Source organism: Streptomyces sp. NPDC029216 (genome assembly GCF_040648015.1).
In the GTDB taxonomy this organism is placed as follows: Bacteria; Actinomycetota; Actinomycetes; order Streptomycetales; family Streptomycetaceae; genus Streptomyces.
In genome coordinates, this window is sequence record NZ_JBEZWL010000023.1 from 23,682 (window position 1) to 48,939 (window position 25,258).

Annotated in this window: 20 protein-coding genes; 9 read left to right on the forward strand and 11 right to left on the reverse strand. The window is 73.9% G+C overall.

Translation table 11 applies throughout. The annotated features are described in order from the left end of the window. The 5 genes from AB0F18_RS11965 (at position 1) to AB0F18_RS11985 (ending at position 9,069) form a co-directional block, all read left to right on the forward strand. On the forward strand, positions 1–1,902 hold the full coding sequence (locus tag AB0F18_RS11965; protein ID WP_362058046.1) for a fumarate reductase/succinate dehydrogenase flavoprotein subunit: 1,902 nt from the start codon (positions 1–3) through the stop codon (positions 1,900–1,902). Further along, the gene (locus AB0F18_RS11970; protein WP_362058049.1) at positions 1,899–2,690 is read left to right on the forward strand and encodes a succinate dehydrogenase/fumarate reductase iron-sulfur subunit; all 792 of its coding nucleotides are present in this window, start codon (positions 1,899–1,901) and stop codon (positions 2,688–2,690) included. Before AB0F18_RS11965 ends, AB0F18_RS11970 begins: the two co-directional genes overlap by 4 nt. A gap of 48 nt (positions 2,691–2,738) precedes the next feature. After that, positions 2,739–6,014 (forward strand): protein kinase, encoded by a 3,276-nt coding sequence (locus tag AB0F18_RS11975; RefSeq protein ID WP_362058052.1) that lies wholly within the window; start codon positions 2,739–2,741, stop codon positions 6,012–6,014. Positions 6,015–6,177: 163 nt separating this feature from the next. Further along, positions 6,178–8,217 (forward strand): TPM domain-containing protein, encoded by a 2,040-nt coding sequence (locus tag AB0F18_RS11980; RefSeq protein WP_362058165.1) that lies wholly within the window; start codon positions 6,178–6,180, stop codon positions 8,215–8,217. Positions 8,218–8,352: 135 nt separating this feature from the next. Then, complete coding sequence (locus AB0F18_RS11985; protein ID WP_362058055.1) at positions 8,353–9,069, forward strand: PspA/IM30 family protein; 717 nt, start codon at positions 8,353–8,355, stop codon at positions 9,067–9,069. Between the two features lie 30 nt (positions 9,070–9,099). Here the strand turns inward: AB0F18_RS11985 and AB0F18_RS11990 are convergent, their stop codons facing one another. The 7 genes from AB0F18_RS11990 to AB0F18_RS12020 form a co-directional block, all read right to left on the reverse strand. After that, positions 9,100–11,664, reverse strand: a complete 2,565-nt coding sequence (locus AB0F18_RS11990) for a SpoIIE family protein phosphatase (protein WP_362058168.1) — start codon at positions 11,662–11,664, stop codon at positions 9,100–9,102. A gap of 236 nt (positions 11,665–11,900) precedes the next feature. Continuing rightward, positions 11,901–12,329 carry an ATP-binding protein gene (locus AB0F18_RS11995; protein ID WP_362058171.1) on the reverse strand — a complete coding sequence of 143 codons (429 nt, stop codon included), beginning with the start codon at positions 12,327–12,329 and terminating at the stop codon, positions 11,901–11,903. A 154-nt stretch (positions 12,330–12,483) separates the two neighbouring features. After that, positions 12,484–12,906: a (deoxy)nucleoside triphosphate pyrophosphohydrolase gene (locus tag AB0F18_RS12000; protein WP_362058058.1), complete on the reverse strand. Its 423-nt coding sequence runs from the start codon at positions 12,904–12,906 to the stop codon at positions 12,484–12,486. Positions 12,907–12,939: 33 nt separating this feature from the next. After that, on the reverse strand, positions 12,940–13,143 hold the full coding sequence (locus tag AB0F18_RS12005) for an SPOR domain-containing protein (protein WP_362058061.1): 204 nt from the start codon (positions 13,141–13,143) through the stop codon (positions 12,940–12,942). 191 nt (positions 13,144–13,334) lie between these two features. Continuing rightward, positions 13,335–14,087, reverse strand: coding sequence for a GntR family transcriptional regulator (locus tag AB0F18_RS12010; RefSeq protein ID WP_362058064.1), 753 nt, complete (start codon positions 14,085–14,087; stop codon positions 13,335–13,337). 137 nt (positions 14,088–14,224) lie between these two features. After that, positions 14,225–15,370, reverse strand: a complete 1,146-nt coding sequence (locus tag AB0F18_RS12015) for a DUF4190 domain-containing protein (protein ID WP_362058067.1) — start codon at positions 15,368–15,370, stop codon at positions 14,225–14,227. 161 nt (positions 15,371–15,531) lie between these two features. Next, positions 15,532–17,112, reverse strand: a complete 1,581-nt coding sequence (locus AB0F18_RS12020) for a S8 family peptidase (protein WP_362058070.1) — start codon at positions 17,110–17,112, stop codon at positions 15,532–15,534. Positions 17,113–17,329: 217 nt separating this feature from the next. On the opposite strand from AB0F18_RS12020, the gene AB0F18_RS12025 reads away from it, so the two are divergent. The 3 genes from AB0F18_RS12025 to AB0F18_RS12035 all read left to right on the forward strand — a co-directional run bounded on the left by AB0F18_RS12025 (position 17,330) and on the right by AB0F18_RS12035 (position 20,353). After that, positions 17,330–18,439 (forward strand): pyridoxal-phosphate dependent enzyme, encoded by a 1,110-nt coding sequence (locus AB0F18_RS12025; RefSeq protein WP_362058073.1) that lies wholly within the window; start codon positions 17,330–17,332, stop codon positions 18,437–18,439. A 78-nt stretch (positions 18,440–18,517) separates the two neighbouring features. Then, positions 18,518–19,327 carry an isocitrate lyase/phosphoenolpyruvate mutase family protein gene (locus AB0F18_RS12030; RefSeq protein WP_362058076.1) on the forward strand — a complete coding sequence of 270 codons (810 nt, stop codon included), beginning with the start codon at positions 18,518–18,520 and terminating at the stop codon, positions 19,325–19,327. Positions 19,328–19,405: 78 nt separating this feature from the next. Then, positions 19,406–20,353, forward strand: a complete 948-nt coding sequence (locus AB0F18_RS12035; protein WP_362058174.1) for an EamA family transporter — start codon at positions 19,406–19,408, stop codon at positions 20,351–20,353. A gap of 25 nt (positions 20,354–20,378) precedes the next feature. Here the strand turns inward: AB0F18_RS12035 and AB0F18_RS12040 are convergent, their stop codons facing one another. The 4 genes from AB0F18_RS12040 to AB0F18_RS12055 all read right to left on the reverse strand — a co-directional run bounded on the left by AB0F18_RS12040 (position 20,379) and on the right by AB0F18_RS12055 (position 24,178). Further along, positions 20,379–21,161 carry a trypsin-like peptidase domain-containing protein gene (locus tag AB0F18_RS12040; protein WP_362058079.1) on the reverse strand — a complete coding sequence of 261 codons (783 nt, stop codon included), beginning with the start codon at positions 21,159–21,161 and terminating at the stop codon, positions 20,379–20,381. Positions 21,162–21,166: 5 nt separating this feature from the next. Then, positions 21,167–22,258 carry an alpha/beta hydrolase-fold protein gene (locus tag AB0F18_RS12045; protein ID WP_362058081.1) on the reverse strand — a complete coding sequence of 364 codons (1,092 nt, stop codon included), beginning with the start codon at positions 22,256–22,258 and terminating at the stop codon, positions 21,167–21,169. A 213-nt stretch (positions 22,259–22,471) separates the two neighbouring features. Continuing rightward, the gene (locus AB0F18_RS12050; RefSeq protein ID WP_362058084.1) at positions 22,472–23,599 is read right to left on the reverse strand and encodes an alpha/beta hydrolase-fold protein; all 1,128 of its coding nucleotides are present in this window, start codon (positions 23,597–23,599) and stop codon (positions 22,472–22,474) included. A 141-nt stretch (positions 23,600–23,740) separates the two neighbouring features. After that, positions 23,741–24,178 carry a MarR family transcriptional regulator gene (locus tag AB0F18_RS12055; protein ID WP_362058087.1) on the reverse strand — a complete coding sequence of 146 codons (438 nt, stop codon included), beginning with the start codon at positions 24,176–24,178 and terminating at the stop codon, positions 23,741–23,743. 76 nt (positions 24,179–24,254) lie between these two features. Here AB0F18_RS12055 and AB0F18_RS12060 point away from each other — a divergent pair, with 76 nt between their 5' ends. Further along, positions 24,255–25,229 (forward strand): SMP-30/gluconolactonase/LRE family protein, encoded by a 975-nt coding sequence (locus AB0F18_RS12060; protein ID WP_362058089.1) that lies wholly within the window; start codon positions 24,255–24,257, stop codon positions 25,227–25,229. The last annotated feature ends 29 nt before the right edge of the window (positions 25,230–25,258 follow it).

Genomic DNA, 25,258 nt, shown 5'->3' on the forward strand with positions numbered 1-25,258 from the left:
ATGACCCAAGTCGACCGGCAGCAGTGGGACGTGGTCGTGGTCGGGGCGGGCGGCGCCGGGCTGCGGGCCGCGATCGAGGCCCGCGAGCGGGGCGCCCGTACGGCCGTGATCTGCAAGTCCCTCTTCGGCAAGGCCCACACGGTCATGGCGGAGGGCGGGATCGCCGCCTCCATGGGCAACGTCAACGAGCACGACAACTGGCAGGTCCACTTCCGCGACACCATGCGCGGCGGGAAGTTCCTCAACCAGTGGCGGATGGCCGAGCTGCACGCCAAGGAGGCCCCCGACCGGGTCTGGGAGCTGGAGACCTGGGGTGCGCTCTTCGACCGGACGCCCGATGGGCGGATCTCCCAGCGCAACTTCGGCGGCCACGAGTACCCCCGCCTGGCCCACGTCGGCGACCGGACCGGCCTGGAGCTGATCCGCACCCTCCAGCAGAAGATCGTCCAGCTCCAGCAGGAGGACTTCCGGGAGTACGGGGACCACGAGGCCCGGCTCAAGGTCTTCCAGGAGTGCACGGTCACCCGCGTCCTGAAGGACGGGGACCAGGTCTCGGGCACCTTCTGCTACGAGCGCGAGTCCGGCCGCTTCTTCGTCCTGGAGGCCCCGGCGGTGGTCCTCGCCACGGGCGGGATCGGCAAGTCCTTCAAGACCACCTCCAACTCCTGGGAGTACACGGGCGACGGCCACGCGCTGGCCCTGCTCGCGGGAGCGCCGCTGCTGAACATGGAGTTCGTGCAGTTCCACCCCACGGGCATGGTCTGGCCGCCGTCCGTGAAGGGCATCCTCGTCACCGAGTCGGTGCGCGGCGACGGCGGGGTCCTGCGCAACTCCGAGGGCAAGCGGTTCATGTTCGACTACGTCCCGGACGTCTTCAAGGAGAAGTACGCCGAGACGGAGGAGGAGGGCGACCGCTGGTACGAGGACCCCGACCACAACCGGCGCCCACCCGAACTGCTGCCCCGCGACGAGGTCGCCCGGGCCATCAACTCCGAGGTGAAGGCCGGCCGCGGTTCCCCGCACGGCGGGGTGTTCCTGGACGTGTCGACCCGGATGCCGGCGGAGAAGATCAAACGGCGCCTGCCGTCCATGTACCACCAGTTCAAGGAGCTGGCGGACGTGGACATCACCGCCGAGCCCATGGAGGTCGGGCCGACCTGCCACTACGTGATGGGCGGGATCGCGGTCGACTCCGACACCGCCGCCACGGTCGGCGTACCGGGGCTGTTCGCGGCCGGCGAGGTCGCGGGCGGTATGCACGGCTCGAACCGGCTCGGCGGCAACTCCCTCTCCGACCTGCTGGTCTTCGGCCGGCGGGCCGGGCTGCACGCGGCGGAGCACGCGGCGGGCGGCGGGGAGCGGCCCGCCGTCTCCCAGGAGCAGATCGACGCGGCCGCGGCCGAGGCGCTGGCCCCCTTCCACGCCGACGACGGCGCGGAGAACCCGTACACGCTCCACCAGGAGCTCCAGACGACCATGAACGACCTGGTCGGCATCATCCGCCGGGAGGCCGAGATGGCCGAGGCCCTGGAGCGGCTGGCGTCCCTGCGCCAACGGGCCGCCCGGGCGGGGGTCGAGGGGCACCGGCAGTTCAACCCGGGCTGGCACCTGGCGCTGGACCTGCGCAACATGCTGCTGGTCAGCGAGTGCGTGGCCCGTGCGGCCCTGGAGCGCACCGAGAGCCGGGGCGGGCACACCCGCGAGGACCGCCCGGCGATGGAGCGGGAGTGGCGGCCGGTGAACCTGCTGTGCCGGCCCGTCGACCCGGCCCCCGCCGATCCGGCGGCCGACCGGATCGTCCTCGAACGCACCCGGACCGATCCCATCCGCCCCGACCTGCTCGCGCTGTTCGAGAAGGACGAGCTGGCCAAGTACCTCGCCGAAGAGGAGCTCTACGGATGACCACCTACGACGCCAGTTTCCGGGTCTGGCGGGGCGACGCGGAGGGCGGGGACCTGCGGGACTTCACCGTCGAGGTGCACGACGGCGAGGTGGTCCTTGACATCGTGCACCGGCTCCAGGCGACCCAGGCCCCGGACCTGGCGGTGCGCTGGAACTGCAAGGCGGGCAAGTGCGGTTCGTGCAGCGCGGAGATCAACGGGCGGCCCCGGCTGATGTGCATGACGCGCATGTCGGTCTTCGACCGGTCCGAGACGGTCACGATCACCCCGCTGCGGGCCTTCCCGGTGGTCCGGGACCTGGTGACGGACGTGTCCTTCAACTACGAGAAGGCCCGCTCGGTCCCGGCGTTCGTACCGCCCGCCGGGGTGGCGCCCGGTGAGTACCGGATGCAGCAGATGGACGTGGAGCGCTCGCAGGAGTTCCGCAAGTGCATCGAGTGCTTCCTGTGCCAGGACACCTGCCACGTGGTGCGCGACCACGAGGAGAACAAGACCGCTTTCGCCGGCCCGCGCTTCCTGATGCGGGTCGCCGAGCTGGACATGCACCCGCTGGACGCGGCCGCGGAGGCGGGCCTGGACCGCAAGCGCAGCGCCCAGGAGGAGCACGGGCTGGGCTACTGCAACATCACCAAGTGCTGCACGGAGGTCTGCCCGGAGGGCATCAGGATCACCGACAACGCCCTGATCCCGCTGAAGGAGCGGGCGGTGGACCGCAAGTACGACCCCCTGGTGTGGCTGGGCAGCAAGATCCGCCGCCGTCCGGATGCGAAGGACTCCCGCCCCCAGTAGTTCACTTCGCGATGGACAATGCCCCCTGGACGACCGTCGGATGACGTGATGTCAGGGGGCTTCGGGGTGCGGGTGGGGGAACTGCTGGCGGACCGGTACCGGCTGGACCGCCGGCTCGGTGCGGGCGGCATGGGCGAGGTGTGGGCGGGCCACGACCTGGCGCTGGACCGGCCGGTGGCCGTGAAGGTGCTGCTGGAGGCGGCGACCGACGAGGAGCTGATCGCCCGGTTCCGGCGGGAGGCCACCATCGGGGCACGGCTCCAGCACCCGGGGATCACCGTGGTGCACGACGTGGGGCAGCACGAGGGGCGGCTGTTCATCGTCATGGAGCTGCTCCCCGGCGAGGACCTGGGGGCGGTGCTGGCCCGGGAGCGGCGCGGGCTGCCGGCCGCCGAGGCGGTGTCGCTGGCCGCGCAGACGGCGGAGGCGCTGGCGGCCGCGCACGAGCGGGCGGTGGTCCACCGGGACCTCAAGCCGCAGAACCTCTTCCTGCTGCCCGGCGGGCGGCTCAAGATCTGCGACTTCGGCATCGCGCACTCCGCGGACGCGACGGCGGGCTGGACGGTCACGGGCCGGATGTTCGGCACCCCGCCGTACATGGCGCCGGAGCAGTGGCGGGGCGAGCACGTGGACGCCCGGTGCGATCTGTACGCGCTGGGGTGCGTGCTGTACGCCCTGCTGAGCGGTGAGCCGCCGTTCGGCCAGACGGAGGGCCCGTACGTCCTGATGCGCCGCCACATCGAGGACCCCCCGCCGCCGCTGCGGGAGGCGGGGGTGGTTGTTACCCCGGAGCTGGAGACCCTGCTGACGGCTCTGCTGGCGAAGGCCCCGGCAGACAGACCGCAGTCGGCGGAACGGGTGGGCACCGCACTGCGGGCGCTCGCGGGGCCCCTGCGGGGGGCGGGGGGCTCGGGTACGGGGGCCTCGGCGGAGGCGGGCGTGGGCGGCGGGGGTCCGGCGGGCGAGAACGGGGCCGGTAGGCCCGCCGGGGCGGGCGGGGGCCGGGAACCGGGCGGCCGGGACGGGGGCCGGGAAACGGGCGGCCCGGACGGGGGCCTGGAACCGGGCGGCCCGGACGGGGGCCTGGAACCGGGCGGCCCGGACGGGGGCCTGGAGGGTGGTGGCGGGGGCTTCGGGGTGGGCGAGTCTCTGCTTGGGTTCGTGCGGGAGCTGCTGGTGGAGGCCGAGGAGACCCTGGCCGCGCTGCCCGCCGGAGCCGGGGACGTACGGATCGAGGGGCTCGCGCTGGCGGCCGAGGCGGCGGCGCGGTTCGACGCGGGGCTCGCCGGGCGGCTGCTCGCGGACGCCGAGCGGTGGGCGTGGGCCGACGGCGGCGGGGACGGCGCCCGGGTCGCCGGGCTGCTGACCGGACTGGCCCGGCGGATCTCGCGGGACGCCCCCGCGCGCACCGAGCGGGTCCTGACCGACGCGCAGCAGGCCCTGTTCACGGTGTTCGGCCCGACCCGCGCGAGCCGGCTGCGCAAGGTGGCCGAGGAGCTCGCGGCGGTCGCCCCCGAGCGCGGGGTGCGCCTGGCCCGGCGGTACTTCCCCGGCAGCGCGGCGGAGGAGGCGGTGCTGGCCCGGGCGGCCCTGGCCAGCGCCCCCACGGACCTGGCGCGGGCCGAGCGCTGGCTGGCCCGGATACCGAGCGCGGCCGTCCGTACGGCCACCGAGTCCAAGGCCGTCAGCGCCGTCGCCCGGCAGGACCTGCCCGCCGCCCTGCGGCTGGCCGCGCGGATCCCCGTCGGCGGCGCCCGGGTGCGGGCGCTGTGCCGGGTGGCGGGCGAGCGGGTGGCCGTCGGGGACCGGGACGGTGCGGCCGAGGCCCTCGACCGGGCCGAGCAGGCGCTGGCCGAGCTGGTGGCGGGACGTTCGGCGGAGCAGGTGGAGAAGGCCGCCAGGGACTCCGCGGAGGGCCACGCCGCCCACGCCGAGCACCGCCGCCTCTGGGCGGCGAGGGTGCGGCGCGGCGACGGGCACGACACCGGCGACCCGGAGGTGGACGCCGCCCGCGCCGCACTGGAGGCCGCCCGGGACCTGAACGCCGCCGGGCACCGCTCCGTACTGGACGTGGCCACCGCACGCGAGCGGGCCACCGCCGCGCGCGAGCTCGCCGAACCGGCCGAGCGGGGCCGCGAGCTGGCGTGGATCGCCCGGGACTGCACGGCGGGCGCCCCCTGGCTGGCGCGGGCCGCCGCCGATCCCGGCACCCACCCGCCGCACTCCGTGACGGCCGCGCCGGGTCGCGGGACCGCGCTCCCGGCCCGGCCGGGCCCGTCGCGCACGGAGCGCTGGTACGCCGAGACGTCCCTGCCGGACGCGCTGTACGCGGCCGGGCAGCGGGTGGTGTGGACGGCGAACTCCGAGGTGGGGTGCCTGGAGGCCGACTCCGGGACCACCCGCTGGACGGCGTACGCCGACGAGGGGGTGGCGGCGCGGCCGCTCCCGGAGCCGGAGCGGGTGTGGTGCGCGGCCGACGCGGACACCGTGTGCGTGGTGGTGGAGTCGGACGCCGGGCCGCCCGGGCGGCTGGTGGTCCGCGAGCCGGCGGACGGGCGGGTGCGGTGGTGGCGGGAGCTGCCGGAGGCGGCTTCGATGAAACCCGCGCCCGGTCTCGTCCTCCTCGCCGCGGACGGCGAGCTGAGCGCCCTGCGCAAGGACACCGGCGAGCCGGTGTGGCGGCAGCCGGTGCCGGAGACGAACCCGCGGTCGGTGACGGTCTCGGGCGAATGCCTGGTCCTCGGCGACGGCCGGCAGCTGCGGGCCCTGCACCTGCCGACCGGCGCGCCGCTGTGGTCGTGGCCCCGCGGGTACGGCGCGGGGGCGCGGGAGGTCCCGGACCTCCCGGCGGGAACGGTGCACGTGCTGGACGGGGGCGTCGTACGCGCCCTGGACCGGCGCAGGGGCTACGAACTGTGGCGCTTCGAGCCGGGCGTGGCGGCGGAGCGGCTGCTGGTCGAGGACGGGGTGGTGTACGTGGCCGCGTACCGGCCGGACCAGGGCTGGGACACGGTGTTCGCCCTGGACGGGGGCAGCGGGACGGTGCGGTGGCAGCAGCCGGTGACACGGCGCGAGGGAACGGAGTGCGTACTCGAACTGCTGGGCGTGCGGCGGGGCGTGCTGTACGTACGCTCCGCGCACGGGGGTCGGCGGGGGCTCCTGGGGCGGGGTTCGCTCCCGTTCGTGACGGGCCTGGAGGTCGGCACGGGCCGCTCCCGCCGGCTCTTGGAACACGAGGCCGCAGCAGGCCCGTCCCTCACCCTGGCGGGCGACACCCTGGTCCTGGCGACGCCACGGGTGACGGGGGTGGGGTTGTTGGGGTGAGGGGGGTTGGGTTTGGGGGCGGGACTTGGACGCGGGGCGGGCTCAGGCCCCGCACCCCGAAGTGCGGCCCACCAAATCCCCCCATACCCTCCCAAATGTGCACCCGCCCCCGCCCGCCCGTCGTACGGCCGCCGTCGCTCTGCGGATCGGGGCCGTCTTGTTGGTGCTTGCCGGGGGGTGGGGGGTGGCGGCGGTGCCGGTGGCGCGGGCGGAGGAGCCCGTCACGCTGTCCCGGGAGGGGCAGATCACCGACCGCGTGGGGGCCCTCCGCGGCCGTCGGGCCGACGTTGCCGACGCGCTGGAGCGGCTGTACTCCGGGTGGCGGATCCAGCTCTTCGTCGTCTACGTCCACGACTTCTCCGGCCGCGCCCCGCAGAGCTGGGCCGACGCCACCGCCCAGAAGAACGGCCTCGGCCAGGACGACCTGCTGCTCGCCGTGGCCACCGGCGCGCGCCAGTACGCCTACTCGGCCGACGTGGACTCCGGTTTCACCGAGGCGCAGCTCGCCGACGTGGCCCGTACCGCGATCGAGCCCGCCCTGCGGCAGAACGACTGGGCGGGCGCCGCCGTCGGCGCCGCGAACGGCTACGGCGCGGTGCTCGGCGGGAAACCCGTCCCCGAACCCGCCATCACCCCCGGCGTGCCCGACCCCGGCGGCGCGGCGCGGGGGTCGGGCGGGGCCGGGGACTACGTGCTGCCGGTGGTCGCCGTCGGCGCGGCCGGGGCGCTCGGGGCGTACGCGTACTCCCGCCGCCGCAAGCGCGGCGGGTACGGCCGCAGGACGGCGACCGAACACCCCGGCTGGGACGGGCGGCGGGCGGAACCGGCTCCGCTGCCCGAGCTCGACTCCCGCTCCAGGGCCCTCCTGGTCGGGACGGACGACGCGGTCCGCACCAGCACGGAGGAACTCGGCTTCGCCACCGCGCAGTTCGGAGACGAGGCCGTCGGCACGTTCACCGAGGCGGTGGCGTACGCCAGGAACGAGCTGACGCACGCCTTCCGGCTGCGCCAGCAGCTGGACGACGCCTGCCCCGAGGACGACGCCACCCGCCGCCGGATGCTCGAAGAGATCCTGGCCCGCTGCACGGAGGCCAACCGGCGGCTCGACGCCGAGTCGGCGGCCTTCGACCGGCTGCGGGACCTGGAGAAGAACGCCGCTCAGGCCCTGGCCGCGGTGGAGGCCCGCTTCCGGGCGCTGACCGGCCGGACCACGACGGCCGAGGCCACCTTGACGGCCCTCGCCGGCCGGTACGCGGATTCCGCGGCCGCGCCGGTCGCCTCCAACGCCGAACAGGCCAAGGACCGGTTGCTGTTCGCGACGACCAGCCTCGGGGAGGCGCGGGCGGCGCTCGACGGCGGGGACAACGGCCGGGCGGCCGTGCACGTCCGGGCCGCCGAGGGTGCGGTGGACCAGGCGGCGACGCTGGTGGACGCGGTCGAGCGGCGGGCGCAGGAGCTGGCGGAGGCCGCCGGGAAGCTACCGGGCGCGCTCACCGGGACGGAGACCGACCTCGCCGACGCCCACGGTGTGCTGACCGGCACCGCCGAGGGTTCCTCCACCGCCGACCTGCGGGGCCGGATCGGCCGGGCGGAGTCCGTACTGGCCGACGTACGGCGCGAGCAGGAGGCCGGCCGGTACGACCCGATCGACGCGCTGCGCCGGGTCGAGGAGGCGGACGCGGCCCTCGACGAGGCCCTGGCGGGGGCGCGCGAGCAGGAGTCCGGGCGGCGGCGGGCGGCGGCCCTGCTGGACCAGGCGCAGCTGTCGGCCCGCAGCGCGATCGGCGCGGCGGCGGACTACGTCACCACCAGCCGGGGCGCGGTCGGCAGCCGGGCCCGCACCCGGCTGGCGGAGGCGCAGCGGCATCTGGAGCGGTCGGCGTCCCTGGCGGCCCCGGACCCGTCGGGCGCGCTGGCGGAGGCGCAGCGGGCGGACTCCCTCGCGCGGGAGGCGCAGCAGCTGGCGGAGCAGGACGTACGGGAGTACGGGAACCCGTACTCCGGGCAGCGGGCCGGCGGCGGCCGGGGCGGGGCGGTCCTCGGCGGGATCATCCTCGGCGAACTCCTGCGCGGCGGCGGCCGGGGCGGCTTCGGCGGCGGGGGCTTCGGCGGAGGCGGAGGCGGAGGCGGGGCCGGCAGCGGCCCCGGCTCCTTCGGCGGCGGGGGCACCCGGGGCCGCATGGGCGGCGGCGGCCGCTTCTGAACGGCGCACGGTGACCACCCTCCGCGGCGGGCGCCCCACCGGCGCACCCCGCGCGGCGAGCGCACCCGGCCACCCGGCCACAGCTCCCGCCCCGCGAGCCCACCGGGCCGCGGCGACCCCCAGGAGAGACCCACCATGAGCAAGCAGACCATCCTCGGCCGTGTCACCCAGCTCGCGAAGGCGAACGTCAACGCGCTGCTGGACCAGGCCGAGGACCCGCAGAAGATGCTCGACCAGCTGGTCCGCGACTACGCGAACAACATCTCGGAGGCCGAGCAGGCGGTGGCCACCACCCTCGGCAACCTGCGGATGCTGGAGGCCGACCACAAGGAGGACGTGGACGCGGCCGCCGAATGGGGCGCCAAGGCCTTCGCCGCCAGCCGGAAGGCGGACGCGCTGCGGGAGTCGGGCGCGGCGGCGGACGCGGACCGGTTCGACAACCTGGCGAAGGTGGCCCTCGGCCGGCAGATGCAGTCGGAGGAGGAAGCGGCGGTGGCCGAGCCGGTGATCGCCGCCCAGACGGTGGTGGTGGCCGAGCTGAAGGCGGGTCTGGCCTCGATGAAGGACAAGCTGACGGAGCTCCAGGCCAAGCGGGACGAGCTGGTGGCCCGGTCGCGGACGGCGCAGGCGCAGAACGCGATGCTGGACGCGGTGAAGAGCATCGACGTCCTGGACCCGACGAGCGACCTGCACCGCTTCGAGGAGAAGGTGCGGCGCGAGGAGGCCATGGCCATGGGCAGGTCGGAGCTGGCGGCCTCCTCGCTGGACGCCCAGTTCGAGGCGTTGGACGACCTCGGCAAGGCCTCGGAGATCGAGGCCCGGCTGGCCGCCCTCAAGGGCCGGGCGGCCTAGGACACGCCCCCGGCCCTCCTCGCCGCCCCCTCACCCGTACATGCTGAGCAGTTGTTCCGCCGAGAGTTCGGTGGCCGCCTCGCCGGGGGCGCCGCCGGGCATCGGGAGCGGGAGCTCGAACCAGACCGTCTTGCCGCGGTGGGTGCGGCGGGTGCCCCAGCCGGCGGAGAGCAGGCCGACCAGCTGGAGGCCGCGGCCGCCCTCGTCGGTGTCCCGGGCGCGGCGGCGCCGGGGCTGGGCGAGGTTGGCGTCCCAGACCTCGCACACCAGGGTCCGGTCCAGCAGCAGCCGGAGCCGGATCTCGCCCTCCCCGTAGCGCAGGGCGTTGGTGACGAGCTCGCTGACCAGCAGTTCCGTGGTGTCGAGGAGTCCTTCCAGGCCCCACGCGGGCAGCTTGGCGCGGGCCAGTTCGCGGGCCCGGCCCACGGAACGGGGCTCGCGGGGCAGCTGCCAGTCGCCGACGGCGTCGACGGGCAGTCCCTGGACGCGTGCCATCAGCAGGGCGATGTCGTCCTCGCCGTGGCGGGTGTGGAGGGTGTTCAGGACGTGGTCGCAGACCTCCTCCAGCGGGCGGCCCGGGTCGGCGACCGCGCCGCGCAGTCCGCGCAGCCCCTCCTCCAGGGGGTGGTCGCGGGATTCGACGAGCCCGTCGGTGTAGAGGGCGAGGAGGGCACCCTCGGGGAGTTCGACCTCGACCTCCTCGAAGGGCTCGCCGCCCACCCCGAGCGGCATTCCGGTCGGGATCTCCAGGAGGAGGCCGGGGCGCGGGTCGGCGCCGTCCTCGGCGGGTTCGACGAGTACCGGGGGCATGTGGCCGGCGTTGGCGATGGTGCAGCGCCGGGTCACCGGGTCGTAGACGGCGTAGACGCAGGTGGCGAGGTAGACCTCCGAGCGGTCGGCGTCGCGGGAGTGCAGGGCGGAGCGGGAGGCCTGCTGGGCGCCGCCGGGTGCGCCGAGGCCGCGGGCGACCTCGTCGAGGGCGGTGAGCACCTCGGCCGGTTCCAGGTCGAGGAGGGCGAGGGTGCGTACGGCGGTGCGCAGCTCGCCCATGGCGACGGCGGCGCGCAGGCCGCGGCCCATGACGTCGCCGACGACCAGGGCGGTGCGGTGTCCGGGCAGTTCGATGACGTCGAACCAGTCGCCGCCGACCTCGGTGGCGGCGTTGCCCGGCAGGTAGCGGCAGGCGATGTCCAGGCCGGCCGCCTCCGGGTCGCCGGGGGGCAGCAGGCTGCGCTGGAGGATCAGGGCCCGTTCGTGTTCGCGCCGGTAGAGGCGGGCGTTGTCGATGCAGACGGCGGCGCGGGCGGCCAGTTCGACGGCCACGGCCCGGTCGCGCTCGCCGAAGGGTTCGCTGCCCTTCGTACGGGAGAACTGGGCGAGGCCGACGACCGTGTCGTGGGCGACCATCGGGATGATCAGGGTGGACTGGACGAGGTCGTCGGATCCGCCGCCCTCGATCAGCCGGGTCCGTGCGGTGCGCAGGGCGACGGCTCCGGGGGAGGCGGCGGGGTAGCGGTGGGTCTCGCCCACGGAGACCAGCGCGCCCGGGCCCGACAGGGGGGCGTCGGAGACGGCGGAGGCGAAGGCCACCCGGCGCAGCGGGGCGGAGGGGGCGCGCCGGGCGCCCTGCCCGGGCAGGGTGGGCACGCCGGGGCCCTGCGGGCGGGCGGGGCGGTCGTCGTCGCCGAGGAGGAGGCCCTCGTAGAGGTCGACGGCGGCCAGGTCGCAGAAGCCGGGGACGGTGACGTCGAGGAGTTCGCGGGCGGTGGTCTCCAGGTCGAGGGAGTTGCCGATGCGGTGCCCGGCCTCGTTGAGGAGGGCGAGGTTGCGGCGGACTCCGGCGGCCTCGCGGGCGGCGAGGTGGCGCCGGGTGACGTCGGTGCCGAGGCCGGCGATGCCGATGGGCCGGCCGGTGCCGCCGTGGACGCGGTAGAGGTTGATGGACCAGTGCCGGTTCTCGCGGCTGCCGGGGGCGGCGCCGGTGATCCGCAGGTCGGTGACGGATTCGCCGGTCTCCAGGACCCGGCGCAGGGCCGCGGTCATCCGGTCGGCCTCGTGCGGGGGCAGGTAGTCGTGGACGGTGCGGCCGCGGTGTTCCTCGACGGCCCCGCCGAACACGGTGGCGAAGCGCCGGTTGGCGCGCTGCACGGTGAGGTCCGTACCGAAGAGCAGGAAGCCGAAGGGAGATTGGCCGAATATGGCCTGCGAGGCCGCCAGGTCGGACTCGATGCGGCGCAGTGCGCGGACGTCGACCACGACGCACAGCGCGGCCCGCTCGCCGGTCTCGGTCTGGGTCGGCATCACGTAGATCTCGGCCACGCCGTGCGCGCCGTTCCCGCCGGGGATCCGGAAGGGGACCAGGCCCGTCCATTCCTTGCCGTCGAGGATCTCGGCGACCTTGCGGTGCCCGCCGTCGCGCAGCTCGGGCGGCATGAAGGCGTCCACGGGGTCACGCCCCACCGCCTGGGCTGCGGGGAGTCCGAACAGTTCCTCGGCGCGCAGGCTCCACTGATCGACGAGCCCGTCCGGGCCGATCGAGAACGACGCGACCTTTATGTAGTCATATATCGAGCCAGGCGGACTGCTGTGCCACATGGAGTCGTGCCACGACTCCCCGGGCACTCGGGTCTGATGTGCCTGCGCAGGTATCTCGCTCACGCGACCGTCCCCTCCAGCTCACCGCAACCGGACCGGCCATGACCGAAGTATTCAGCACCACGGCCCCGTACGGCACGGCGTTCACGATCACAAAAGGGTCCCGTTGTTTTCCGGCCACGTCCGGCGGTCATCCCTGACGCGCTCCGGGAGACCCCCTGCCGCCCTTCACCTTGTTACTCACCAGGAAGAGCCAACTCGAACCACACCGTCTTCCCCGACTTTCCATGCCGGGTGCCCCAGCGTCGCGCCGAGACGGCGACGAGGTGCAGCCCGCGCCCGCCCTCGTCGTCGGGCTCGGCGACCCGTTCGCGGGGCGGATCCGGAAGCGGATCGGAGACCTCCACGAGCAGCGCCGGCCCGCCGGTGAGGCCCGGAGCGGCGGGATTGCGCCGCTCCAGCCGGACCCCGATGGGGCCGGAGGCGTAGCGCAGGGAATTGGTGACCAGCTCACTGACCAGCAGGACGGTCACGTCGCCGACGGCGTCGAGCCCCCAGGAGCGGAGGGCGCCGCGCACGGCGTGGCGGGCGGTGCGGACGGCACCGGGCTCGGCGGGGAAGGCCCACTCGGCACATTCACCGTCTGTGTCGATCACGCCGATCACTTCCCGGGCCACCAGCGACCCCAGTCAGGTTCGTCGGGGACGAATGGGGGACGAGATAGGGACTAATAGCGACATACCCGATATTTGGGGCGCCGTACCACCCGATCCCCCACCCACCGGCGCACTGTGGCGCAGACGGCCTAGAACGGGAGCGTCACGCGCCCCGGTGCGCCCCGCCCGCTCCCTGGCCGGCGAGCCGCCGGCCCGCCTCGGCGACGAACGGCCGGTCCTGGTCGAGCCAGTCGACGGAGTCCAGCTCGTGCGGCGCCAGCCAGCGCAGCTCGTCGTGGTCCTCCAGCGGGGCGGGCTCCCCGGAGAGCAGCCGGGCGGTCCACACGTGCAGGACGAGGCCGGGCTTGAGCGGCCACTCCCCCGGGATCCGTTCCAGCGCCTCGGTCTCGATGCCGAGCTCCTCGCGCAGCTCGCGCACCAGCGCCTCGGGCACGGTCTCGCCCGGCTCGGCCTTCCCGCCGGGCAGCTCCCAGCGGCCGGCCAGCTCCGGGGGTGCGCTGCGGCGGGCGGCCAGCAGGCGCCCGTCATGACAAAGGGCTCCGCCCACGACCACGCGTACAGTCATGGACGGAGCCTATGCCAGGCCCTGAAGGGGCCTTCAATTCCTGCTCGTGGCGGCCGGGCTGCCGTCGGCCTGCCCGATCCGCTCGACCCAGTAGAGCTGCTCGTGGCCCCGGTCCTCGAAGACGTCGACGACCTTCTGGGCCTCGGCCCGGGTGGCGTACCGACCCACCCGGTAGCGGTTGCCGTTGTCGTCCTGACGTATGACCAGCCATGGAAGCAGGGCACCGCTCTCGTTCATCGCGCTCCACCCTCCGCCGATGTTCCTGCCCAGGAAACCGCATTGCGCATATGCCCGAGCTTACGCCCGACCTTCACTGAGCGGATACGGGTTTTCACGAAGAGGTACCTGGGGGGCGTACGCATCCGGCCAGGCGTGCGAAAGCGCCGCCGGGGCCCACGAACGGCCCCGGCGGCGCTCGGCGCGCAGCGCTACCGGACGGGCAGGTGGTACGACAGCCGGTACCGGTCCGCCGGAACGACCACGTCCGCCGTCTCCACGGCCCGCCCCGACGCGTAGTAGGTCCGCGTCACCACCAGCACCACGTGCCCCGGCACCCCGCCGAGCGTCATGTTCTCCTCCGCCAGCCCGGGCCGCGCACCGACCTCCTCGACCACGTTGTCCACGACCACGTCGATCGCGGCCATCCGGTCGACCACCCCCGAGCCCCCCAGCGGCCCCTCCTCCGGCAGCATCACCGGGGTCCGGCCGGTCACGGACAGCGGCTCCCAGGAAGTGGACAGCATCATCGCCTCGCCCGCCTCGCGGAAGACGTACCGGGTGCGCATGACCCGGTCGCCCGGCTCGATGCCCAGCCGCTTCGCGATCTCCGCCGGAGCCGCCGCCTGCTCGCTGCTGGAGTCCCACGTGCCGTGCACGCCCGACTCCGCCTGCTCCTGCCGGAACGGCGTCGACGCCCCGCCCGTGCGGTAGCCGGAGCGGGCGACCCGGCGCGGGACCGGCTGCTCGCGCACGTACGTACCGGACCCGGAACGGCCCTCGACCAGACCCTCCGCCATGAGGACCTTGCGCGCCTCCAGCGCGACGGTGTCGGAGACGCCGTACTCCTCACGGATCCGGGCCTGGGAAGGGAGCCGGGTGTGCGGGGGCAGGGACCCATCGACGATCTTCCGTCGCAGATCCCCGGCGACGCGAAGATAGGCCGGCTGCTCACCGAAAGTCACTGGCCACTCCCATCAGGTTGACAGACAGCTACACCCTGGCAACCGACTGTTGAACTACGCAAGTGCGGGCCAGAGTTTCACCCGATGTGATGAAGCCTGGTCACTCAAACCCCTTACCGCGGGTTACCACGGCCCCCTCAGACCCGCTCCGACGAAGGGCCCCGCCCCGACCCCGCCCCGTGTTCCTCAAGCCACTCCGGAACCCGCGTCGACAGTCCGTACGCGCCCCGCAGCGCCTTCTCCGTGCCGATCGTCAGCGCGCCCTCCGCCGCGTCCCACGCCTGCCGGAAATCTGCCGGGCGGGCCGCCCGCTCCGCCCGCTGCCACTGCGCGCGCGCCGTCGCCAGCTCCTTGAGCCGGGCCCCCGCCTCCGGGTGCGCGGCGACGGCGTCCTGGAGCGTCCGCTCCTGCGAGGCCAGCGCCTCGTCGACCTGCCGCGCCCACGTCCGGTACTCCGCCAGCCCCTCGTCGAGCTCCTGCTCGGGGGCGCCCGCCAGCGCCTCGTCCGCCCCGTTCAGCACGCCCAGCAGCGCGACCTGGTCCCCCGTCAGCATCCCGGCGTCCTTGCGCAGGCTCCCCCGGTGCTCCTGGCCGGAGGTGCCGATCACGCACATGAGCCGGCGCTCGCCGGCCCGCCAGTCCTCCCGCGAGGGGGCGAAGTAGTACATCTCCGCGTAGTCGGGCAGCGCCCACGTGTCCATCGCGTACGCGTCCTGCGCCTTCCAGCAGGCGTCCGTGGCGCTGTCCTTGAGCTTCGAGGCACCCGGGAAGCCGCCGGGGCCGAGCGTCGTCGCGGAGGTCACCTCGGCGTCGTGCACCTGCGCGCAGTCGATCCGGTAGGTGAAGGGGGTCTCGGCGAGCAGGTCCCCGTCGGGGACGTTGAAGCAGTCGCCCGCCCGCAGCCGGTCCATGTCGGTCAGCTGGCCCTCGACCTGCTCGGGCGCGGGCCGCGCGTCCAGGCGCTCCAGGAAGGGCCTGGCGTAGCTCGTCACGCCGTACAGCAGCACGGCGGTCATCGCCAGGGAGACCACGAGGCCGAAGACCGCCAGCACCCGGCCCCGCTCACCCCTGCGCCCGGTCTGCGCCAGCGCGACCAGGCCGAAGACCACCCCGAGCGGCGGGAAGCAGAGCAGCCCGACCAGCAGCGAGGCCAGGGCGAAGCCGTTGAGCGGGGGCGGCCCCGCCGGCCCGGGCGGCGCCCCCCACCCCGGCTGCGGCGACGGCGGCGGCCAGGGCCGGCCGGGGCCGGCGGGGCGGGGCGGTTGCGGGGGCGGGGTGCTCACAGCGTGAGGTGCTCCATCACGGGGCTCGAACGGCTGCGCGCGTACGACGGCGCGCGAACGGCTGCCCGAAATAGTACGCAGCGGGGGCGACCGAGTGATCGGTCGCCCCCGCGTTCACCGCGCGGTCCAGCCCGGTACCGCGCCCCTCGGACCCGGGCGGATCAGAACTGCAGCGCCCAGGAGTCGATCTTGCCGGTGTCGATGTCCGCGTTGTCGTTCACGCGCAGCTTCCAGACCCCGTTGGCCACCTCGGACGAGGCGTTGACCGTGACGGTCTTGATGATGTTGTCCGCGCTGCCGCCCGAGCGGTTGTGCAGGTTGTAGAGCGTGCCGTCGGGGGCGACGAGGTCGACCTTCAGGTCACCGATGTAGGTGTGCTTGATGTCCACCGACACGCCCAGCGTCGCCGGCGCGTTGCCGGAGACCCCGCTGACGGTGATCGGGGAGTCGACGGTCGCGTTGTCGTTGATCGCGTAGTCGGCGGTGTTCTCGAAGCGCGGGCCGCTCGGCGGGGTGGTGCCCGTGCCCACGTTCAGCAGCCGGTTGGGGGAGCCGGTGCCGGGGCCCGTCACCACGTTCGGGGTGGCCGCCGCGACCAGGCCGTCACGGACCTGCGCCGGGGTGGCCGACGGGTTCTGCGAGAGGTAGAGGGCGGCCGCGCCGACGACGTGCGGGGTGGCCATCGACGTACCGGAGATGGTGTTCGTCGCGGTGTCGCCCGTGCCCCACGAGGAGGTGATGGAGGAGCCCGGCGCGAAGATGTCGAGGACCGAGCCGTAGTTGGAGTAGCTGGCCTTGGCGTCGGTGTTGGTGGTCGCGCCGACGGTGATGGCCTCGGCCACGCGGGCCGGGGACTTGGTGGAGGCGTCGGTGGACTCGTTGCCGGCGGCGACGCCGTAGGTGATGCCGGACGCGATGGAGTTGCGCACGGCGGTGTCCAGCGCGGAGTCGGCCCCGCCGCCGAGCGACATGTTGGCCACGGCGGGCTTGACGGCGTTGCGGGTCACCCAGTCGATGCCCGCGACCACCTGGGCGGTCGTGCCGGAGCCGTTGTTGTCGAGCACGCGGACGCCGACGATCTTCGCCTTCTTGGCGACGCCGTAGCTGGTGCCCGCGACGGTGCCGGCGACGTGCGTTCCGTGGCCGTGGCCGTCCTGGGCGGTGTCGTCGTTGTCGATGGCGTCGTAGCCGTAGGAGGCGCGGCCGCCGAGGTCCTGGTGGGTGATGCGGACGCCCGTGTCGATGATGTACGCGGTCACGCCCTCGCCGGCCTTGTCCGGGTAGGTGTAGCTCTGGTCGAGGGGGAGCGCGCGCTGGTCGATGCGGTCCAGGCCCCAGGACGGCGGGCTGGGCTGGGTGGCGTCGACGGTGAAGGTGCGGTTCTGCACGACCGACTGCACGGCCGGGTCGGCCGCGAGCTTCCTGGCCTGCGCCTCGGAGACCTCGACGGAGTAGCCGTTGAGGGCGGCGCTGTAGGTCCGGTCGATCCGGGCGCCGTACCGCCGGGCGACGGCCTTGCCGCTGTCGGCGGTGGAGCGGGCGGCGGAGTCCTTCAGGGTGACGATGTAGCTGCCGGGGACGGCCCCGGCGACGCCTGCGTTCTCGATGACGCCCTGCGCGCCGTCACCGGCCGCGGTCGCGGCCGAGGCGGGGAACGCGGCGGCCGCGCCGAGCGCGAGGGCCACGACGGCGGTCGCGCTGATGCCGGCGATTTTCCGGCGGGTGTGACGCATCACGGACATCGAGGGGTCCTCCTCATAAGTGGTGCGCTGTGTGGGGGTAGGGGCCGGCCGAGGACGTGCGCAAGCCTGAACTCATCATGTTCATGACAATCACTCGCACCCAACGGGCCGCTGTGCCCAAAAGGTTGACCCACCCGAACGCCATCCCACAAGAGCCGTACAGACGCGTAACATCCGTGCCATACCACGGCCATGAACGAGCAAAGGCGCTCCGCACATGACGCACGCACTTCCTGGTTACCTCTGCCCCGAGGACGGCACGCGCGCGGACGTGCGGACCGCCCCCTGGTGCTGCCCGGTGTGCGGCGGCCCGTGGGACCTCGATTTCGCACCCGATCCGGCCACCCCGCTGGAGCCGGCCGCGGGGCCGCACTCCCTGTGGCGGTACGCGCCGGCGCTGCCGCTGCCGGGGGCGTTCTCGGTGACCCTTTCGGAGGGGCACACCCCGATGCTGCCGCTCGGGGAGCGGGTTCACGCCAAGCTCGACTTCCTGATGCCGACGCTGTCCTTCAAGGACCGGGGCGCGGTGATGCTGGCGGAACTGGCCCGGCGGCTGGCACCGGAGCGGGTGGTCGCGGACAGCAGCGGGAACGCCGGGACGTCGGTGGCGGCGTACTGCGCGCGGGCCGGTCTGGGTTGTGAAGTTTTCGTGCCCGAGGGCACCTCGGAGAAGAAGACCGGGCAGATGCGGGCGCACGGGGCGGCGGTACGGGTCGTGCCGGGCGGCCGCGAGGCCGCGGCGGAGGCCGCCCGGGCGGCGGCGGACGGGCCCGGCGTCTTCTACGCGAGCCACGTCTTCAACCCGTACTTCCTGCACGGCACCAAGACGTACGTGTACGAGATCTGGGAGGCCCTCGGGGGCCGGCTCCCCGAGGTGCTCGTCGTCCCCGTCGGCAACGGCACGCTGCTGCTGGGCGCCGCGCTGGCGGTGGAGGAGCTGGGCCGGCGCGGGGTGCGGGCGCCGGCGCTGATCGGGGTACAGGCGGAGGCGGTGTCGCCGCTGGCGGCGGCGTTCGCGGCGGGGGCGGAGGAGGCGGAGCCGGTGCGGCAGCGGCCGACGGTGGCCGAGGGCATCGCGATCCCGGCGCCGCCGCGGGGCCGCCAGATCCTGGCGGCGGTACGGAAGTCGGGCGGCACGATCCTGACCGTCCCGGACGCCCGCATCCGCGAGGCCCAGCGGGACCTGGCCCGCCGGGGCCTGTTCGTGGAACCGACGGCCGCCGCCTGCTGGGCGGCGGTGGGCCCCGCCGCGGAAGCGGACCCCCTCCACGGCCGCACGGCGGTCCTCCCCCTGTGCGGCGCGGGCGCCAAGTCGGGCCTGGCGTAGGCCGTCGCCGGCGCCGTACGGGGCGTCCACGTCGGAAAACCGCCAGCCGGTCCCGCCGGGTTCTGCTGGACTACCCCCATGACCGCCGCACATGACAAGGCCATCGCCTTCACCGCCCTGCACACCCCCCTCACCCCGCTCCCCCTCGCCAACGCCTGGGACGTCGCCAGCGCCCGCATCGTCGAGGCCGCCGGGGCGTCCGCCGTGGCCACCACCAGTGCCGGCGTCGCCTGGTCGCTCGGGGCGCCCGACGGGGACGCGCTCGCGCGGGACCGGGCCCTCGACCTGATCGCCCGCGTCGCGGCCGCCGTCTCCGTGCCCGTCACCGCCGACATCGAGGGCGGGTTCGCCGCCGACGCCGCCGGGGTCGGGGAGACCGTCGCCGGGGTGCTGGCCGCCGGGGCGGTCGGCATCAACATCGAGGACGGCACCCGCGCCCCCGCCGAGCAGGCGGAGCGCCTGGCCGCCGCCCGGGCCGCCGCCGACGCGGCCGGGGTCCCGCTGTACATCAACGCCCGCGTGGACACCTACCTCTTCGGCCTCGGCGAGAGCGCGACCCGCCTCGACGAGACCCTCGCGCGCGCGTCCGCCTACCTCGCCGCCGGCGCCACCGGCGTCTTCGTGCCCGGCGTCACCGACCCCGCCGTCATCGCCGAGCTGGCCCGGGGCATCGACGCCCCGCTGAACGTCCTCGTCGGCCCCGGCGCCCCCTCCGTCGCCGAGCTGGGCGCCCTCGGCGTGGCCCGCGTCAGCCTCGGCTCCTGGGTGGCGGAGGCCGCGTACGCCGTCGCCCGCCGCGCCGCCGAGGAACTGCTCGCCGGCGGAACCTACGGCTCCCTCGGCGACGCCCTCCCGTACGGCGAGCTGAACGCCCTGCTCAAGGGGTGAGAAAACCGGGAAGCATGCATGCGCCACCGACCGTAGGATCCGGCCATGGGCACCTCGATACCGGCCGAGAAGGCTGACATGGCGGCACCGCAACCGGCACCGGCACCGGCACCGGCACCGGACGCGGCGGCGCCGCGCCGCAGGATCAGCGGTGCCGTCTGGGCCGCCCTCGCGGTGGTGTACGTCGTCTGGGGCTCGACCTACCTCGGCATCCGGATCGTCGTGCAGACCATGCCGCCCTTCCTCTCCGCCGGGGCCCGGTTCCTCACCGCCGGGCTGGTCCTGGCCGGGATCGTCGCCTGGAGGTTCGGGCCGTCCGCGCTGCGCGTCACCCGCGCGCAGCTCGGCTCGACGGCGGTGGTCGGCCTGCTGCTGGTGCTCGGCGGCAACGGCCTGGTGGTGCTGGCCGAGACCGCGGTGCCGTCCGGGCTGGCCGCGCTGCTGGTGGCGTCGGTGCCGATGTGGGTGGTGGTGCTGAGGGCCGCCACCGGCGACCGGCCGCCGGCACGGACGCTGGCCGGGGTGCTCGTGGGACTCGCGGGGCTCGCGGTGCTGACCAGCCCGGGGCTCAGCGGGGAGGTCCGGTTGTGGGGCGTGCTGCTGGTCGTGGCGGGCGCGCTCGCCTGGTCGCTGGGTTCCTTCTCGGCGGGGCGGCTGCCGATGCCCGGCAACGCCTTCACCGGCAGCGCGTACCAGATGCTGTGGGGCGGGGCCGCCCAGGCGCTGGTCGGGCTGGCGCGCGGCGAGCAGCGCGGTCTGGACCCGGGCTCCTTCTCCACCGCGTCCTGGCTGGCGCTGGGTTACCTGGTGCTCATCGGGTCGGTCGTCGGGTTCACCGCGTACGCGTGGCTGCTCCAGGCGGCTCCGCTGTCGCTGGTGGCCACGTACGCGTACGTCAATCCGGTGGTGGCCGTGGTGCTCGGCGCGCTGGTCCTGGACGAGCCGGTCACCCTGCCGATCGCGCTCGGCGGCGCGATCGTGGTGGCGGCGGTGGGCGTGATCGTCAGCACCGAACGCCGGAAGTAGCGCCCGGGGCGGCCCGGTCCGGGGTTCAGCCGCGCGCCGCCGCCTCGTAGAGGGCCTTGGCCTTCTCGTCGTACAGCGCCGCCGTGGAGTCCACGTCGGTGTCCCCGCCGCTCAGCACCCCGATGAGCCGTCCCGGCTGTCCCGTGCCGCCGCGGTCGGCGATCCAGGGGCTGCCGCTGGTGCCCGTCCAGAAGCCCGCGCAGCTGATGTACAGCATGTCGGGGTCGTCGGTGTCGTGGCGGGTCTGGGTGGTGCAGGAGACGGGCTTGTTCTGCGGGTTGTGGTCGGACTCCGGGTAGCCGACGACGGTGACCTCGCGCTCGTACCCGGAGGTCCAGTCCGGCTTGGGGGCCTCGCCCTGCCCGACCCGCTGCTGCAGGCTGCGTCCTTCCCCGTCCGGCTCGACGGTGAGGAAGGCGTAGTCGGCGGTCTCGTCGCCCCACTTCGTCCAGCGTTCGTCCACGTGGATCGAACGGACCTTCCACACCCCGAGGGGGTGGGTGCCCGAGCCCTCGCCGGAGAAGGCGGGGGCGAAGGAGAGCTCGCCGATGGCGAGTCCGTCGTGCGCGACCTCGCCGGGCCTGCCGTCCTCGCCGGCCGGGGCGACGCAGTGCGCGGCGGTCGCGACGACGTTGCCCCGGGGGCTGTCGACCACGCTGGCCGTGCACCAGTGCTCCCCGTTCGCCATGAGCACGCCGACGGTGGGGAAGGGGTGCACCGGCTGCTCGCCGGACGCCCCGAGGAGCACGACGGCGCACGCCGCCACGATCCCCGCGGCGGCGGCCGCCGCCGTCGCCCCCTTCACCACCGGGGTCACTGCACGCCGGGATCGGGTGTCGGTCCCTGCATCACCTTGCTGATCCACTCCAGGGAGCCCTCCCTCATGCCGCGTACATACGATTTTCCGTTGTGCTCACCATCCTGGATCACCTGGAGCCGGGTGTGCACGGGGCCCCTGCCGTACTCCCTCATGAACTTCTCGGCCAGTTCGCGGCCGCTCTCCTTGGTGCCGATCTGGAAGTTGATGTAGACGTCGGGTCCGCCCTCCCCGATCAGCTTGTCGGCGAGCTTCTCGGGGTTGTTCGCGTCCATCTCCGCCTGGTGGCCCTTCCACAGCGGGGAGTCGGGGACGATGTCGACGCCGCTGGCGATGGCCGCCTTGAAGCGGTCGGGGTATTTCAGGACGTGCTTGAAGGCGCCGAACCCGCCCGAGGAGGAGCCCATGAAGGCCCAGCCGTCGCGGGAGGTGAAGGTGCGGAAATTGGCCTTGGTGAAATCCGGGACGTCATCGGCCATCCAGGTGCCCATCTTGGGCTCTCCGGGGATGTCGGAGCCGTCGAAGTGGTGCTTGGTGTCGGCGTTGATCACGGGCATGACCAGGATGAAGGGGAGGCTGGTGCCCTTCTTGACCCCGTCGATCACGGCCTGCTGGAGGCCGAGGCCGGGGCCCGTGCCCCAGTAGTTCTTGGGGTAGCCGCGGCCGCCCGGCAGGGAGATCAGCACCGGGAAGCCGCTCTTGGCGTACCGGGGGTCGTCGTACTCCTTGGGGACCCACACCCACACGTCACCCGTGAAACCGGACTTCTTGCCGGTCAGGGTGGTCATCGCGATCTGCGTGCCGTCCGGCAGCCGGCTGGTGCGGACGAATTCGGCCTTGGGGCCGGTGGGCATCAGCACCCCGGGGCGGATGTCCTCGGCGGCCGCCGACTCCTGGATCTTGCCGAAGGAGACCGGGTCCCCCATGTCGGAGAAGAGGCCGAACGCGTACCCCGCGCCGCCCCCGCCGGCGAGGAGGATGGCGAGGCCGCCGCCGATCAGGATCTGCCGCTTCCGCGGGCGGCGGCGGGGGCGACGGCCGCCCTCGGTCGCGGGGCCGCCGTCGCCGCCTTGCTGCTCATACTGCACGGATTTGTTCCCGTTCCATCTCCGGCGCCCTGGTTGGGCGTGGGTCGGACCGATAGGTCCCCCTTATCGCTTCTACAGAGGTGTGAACGACCGTAGGGGTTGCCTGGGACCGGGGCGACGTGGCGAGGGCCACGTGGCGGACGCCTGTACGGACGGGGGACGGGGGCGGGACGGGGCGCGGCCGGGCAGGACGGCCGGGGGCGGGGGTGCGGCTCAGCCGGCCTCGGGCTTCGGGCCCTTCATCACCTTGCTGATCCACTCCAGCGAGCCCTCCTTCATGCCGCGCACGTAGTGCCAGCCGTTGTGCTCGCCGTTCTGGATGTCCCGGATGGTCGTCTTCACGGGGCCCTTGCCGTACTGCTGGACGAACTTGGTCATCCGGTCCTTGCCGGACTCCTTGGTGCCGACCTGGAAGTTGATGTAGACGTCCGGGCCGCCCGTCTTGATCAGCTTGTCGGCGAGCTTCTCCGGGTTGTTCGCGTCCATCTCCGCCTGGTGGCCCTTCCACAGCGGGGAGTCCGGGACGATCTCGCCGCCGCTGGCGATCACGGCCTTGAAGCGGTCCGGGTACTGCAGGACCGTCTTCATCCCGACGAAGGCGCCGGAGGAGGAGCCCATGAAGGCCCAGCCGTCGCGGGACTTGTACGTACGGAAGTTGGCGCGGGCGAAGTCCGGGACGTCCTCGGCGATCCAGGTGCCCATCTTGGGCTGGCCGGGGATGTCGGCGCCGTCGTAGTAGTACTTGTTGTCCGGGTTGAGCACCGGCATGATCACGACGAAGGGCAGGCTGGTCCCGGCCTGGACGCCCTCGCTGATGGCCTTCTGCAGGCCCAGGCTGCGGTCCGACCAGTAGTTGGCCGGGAAGCCGTTGCCGCCGGGGAGGGCGATGAGGACCGGGAAGGCGCTCTTGGCGTACTTCGGGTCGTCGTACTCCTTGGGGGCCCAGACCCAGACGTCCCCTTCGAAGCCCGACTTGGCGCCGGCGAGGCGGGTCTTGGCGATGATCGTGCCGTCGTCCAGCTTGGTGGTCTGCTTGAACTCCGACCTCGGGCCGGCGGGCAGCTGTACGTCCGGGTCGCCGGTGGGCGTGGGCGAGGCGGAGGGGGTCGCGCCCTTCTTCGGGGATCCGCCGTCGGTGGCGGCGGCGGGGTGGGACGCGCCGAAGCTGACGGCCTGGCCGTTGCCGTCGAACCACTCGTTCACGTAGGCGGCGTAACCCCCGCCTCCCAGGGCCAGTGCGCAGACGACGCCCGCGCTGATCCATATCGCGCGCCGTGACTTCCTGCGGCCCCTCGCCCCCTCGGGCTCATGGCCGGCCGACTGCTGCGGGTACTGGTGCACGAACTTCGCTCCGAACGGTCTCGACTGCCCCGGGACGGGACAGCACAGCGGACATCCCCTTGGTTAGTCCTGATGAGCGAATTCTGCGGATCGTTCCAAATTCCCGCAAAAACTTCCCCCGAACAGCGGGTTTCGGTTCGGTCACTTCAGGGCGTCGAGTACCTCCGCGCACCGTCCCAGCAGGGCGATGAGCTGGTCACGCTCCTGCGGGGTGAAGGCGGCGGCGAGGGCCGTCTCCACGCGGACGGCGCCCGCGTCGGCGAGCTCCATCGCGGCGCGGCCCTCGACGGTGAGCCGGGTCTCCAGGACGTTGCGGTGCCATTCGTGCGGGGTCCGCTCGACGAGCCCGCGCTCGTGGAGGTTCTTCAGCACGGTGTTCATCGTCGGCGCGGTGACCCCGCAGAGCCGGGCGAGGGCCGCGGCGGAGATCCCCGGCTTCTCGGCGAGCCAGAGCAGGGCCGCGTACTGCGGAACCGTTACTGCGGCCGGCCTGCAGGCGGTGGTCTTCGCCGCGATGAGCGCCTGCTCGGCGCGCTTGACGTGCGAGCCGATGCGCTCCTCGGGGGGCATGGAGGTCATTGCCGCATCTTAAGACCTTGCCAAGGATTAGAACCCTAATTACTCTTCGAACTCACTCACTCAAAAGGATGCACTCATGCGCAAGCTGTCATACGTCCTGCCCACCGCCGCCCTGCTGGCCCTGGCCACGGCGCTCACCACCGGCGCGGCCCCCGGCCCGGCCCGCGTGTCCACGGCGTTCACGCTCCCCGGTGCGAAGGTCTACCCCGAGGGCATAGCCGCAGACTCCCGCACCGGCACGGTGTACGTCGGCTCGTACGCGGACGGCACCGTCTACCGCGCCCGCCCCGGCGCCCGTGCGGCCGAGGTGTTCCTGCCCTCCGGCACCGACGGCCGGCACACGGCCAACGGCCTGCGCGTCGACGCCCGCGGCCGCCTGTGGGTCACCGACTCCACGGCCGGCGTCGCGGTCTACGACACGGCGACGGGAGAGCGCCTGGCGCACTTCGAGGTCGCGGACACCGCCACCCCGCACTTCGTCAACGACCTGACGATCACCCCCGACGGCACCGCCTACCTCACGGACAGCTTCCGCGCGGTGATCTACCGGGTCACCCCGGCCCAGCTCCGGGCCGGCTCGGGCACCCTGACCGCGGCCTACGACCTGAGCGGGCAGATCACCCCCGGGCCGCCCGGCAGCGTCTCCCTCAACGGCATCACCGCCGACCCGGCCGGCCGCTACCTGCTGACGGTCGACATGACGGCGGGCGAGCTCCACCGCGTCGACCTCGCCACCGGCGCCCTCAGCCGGGTCACCCTCACGGGCGGCGACCTCAAGGCCGCCGACGGCCTCGACCTCGCCCCCGGCGGCACCCTCCGGGCGGCCCACAACACCAGCAACACCCTGACCCGCTGGCAGCTCACCCCGGACGGCACCCGCGCCCGGCTGCTCCACACCCTCACGGACCCGGACCTCCAGATCCCCACCACCCTGGCCCGCACCCCGGGCCGCACCCTGGTGGTCCGCTCCCAGTTCGACAAGGGCGGCCCGCTGACCCCCTCGACGGGCACCCCGACGACCTTCTCGGTCGCCTCGGTCCGGGGACTGTAGGCCCGCGCCCCCGCGCCGCGGGGGCCGGG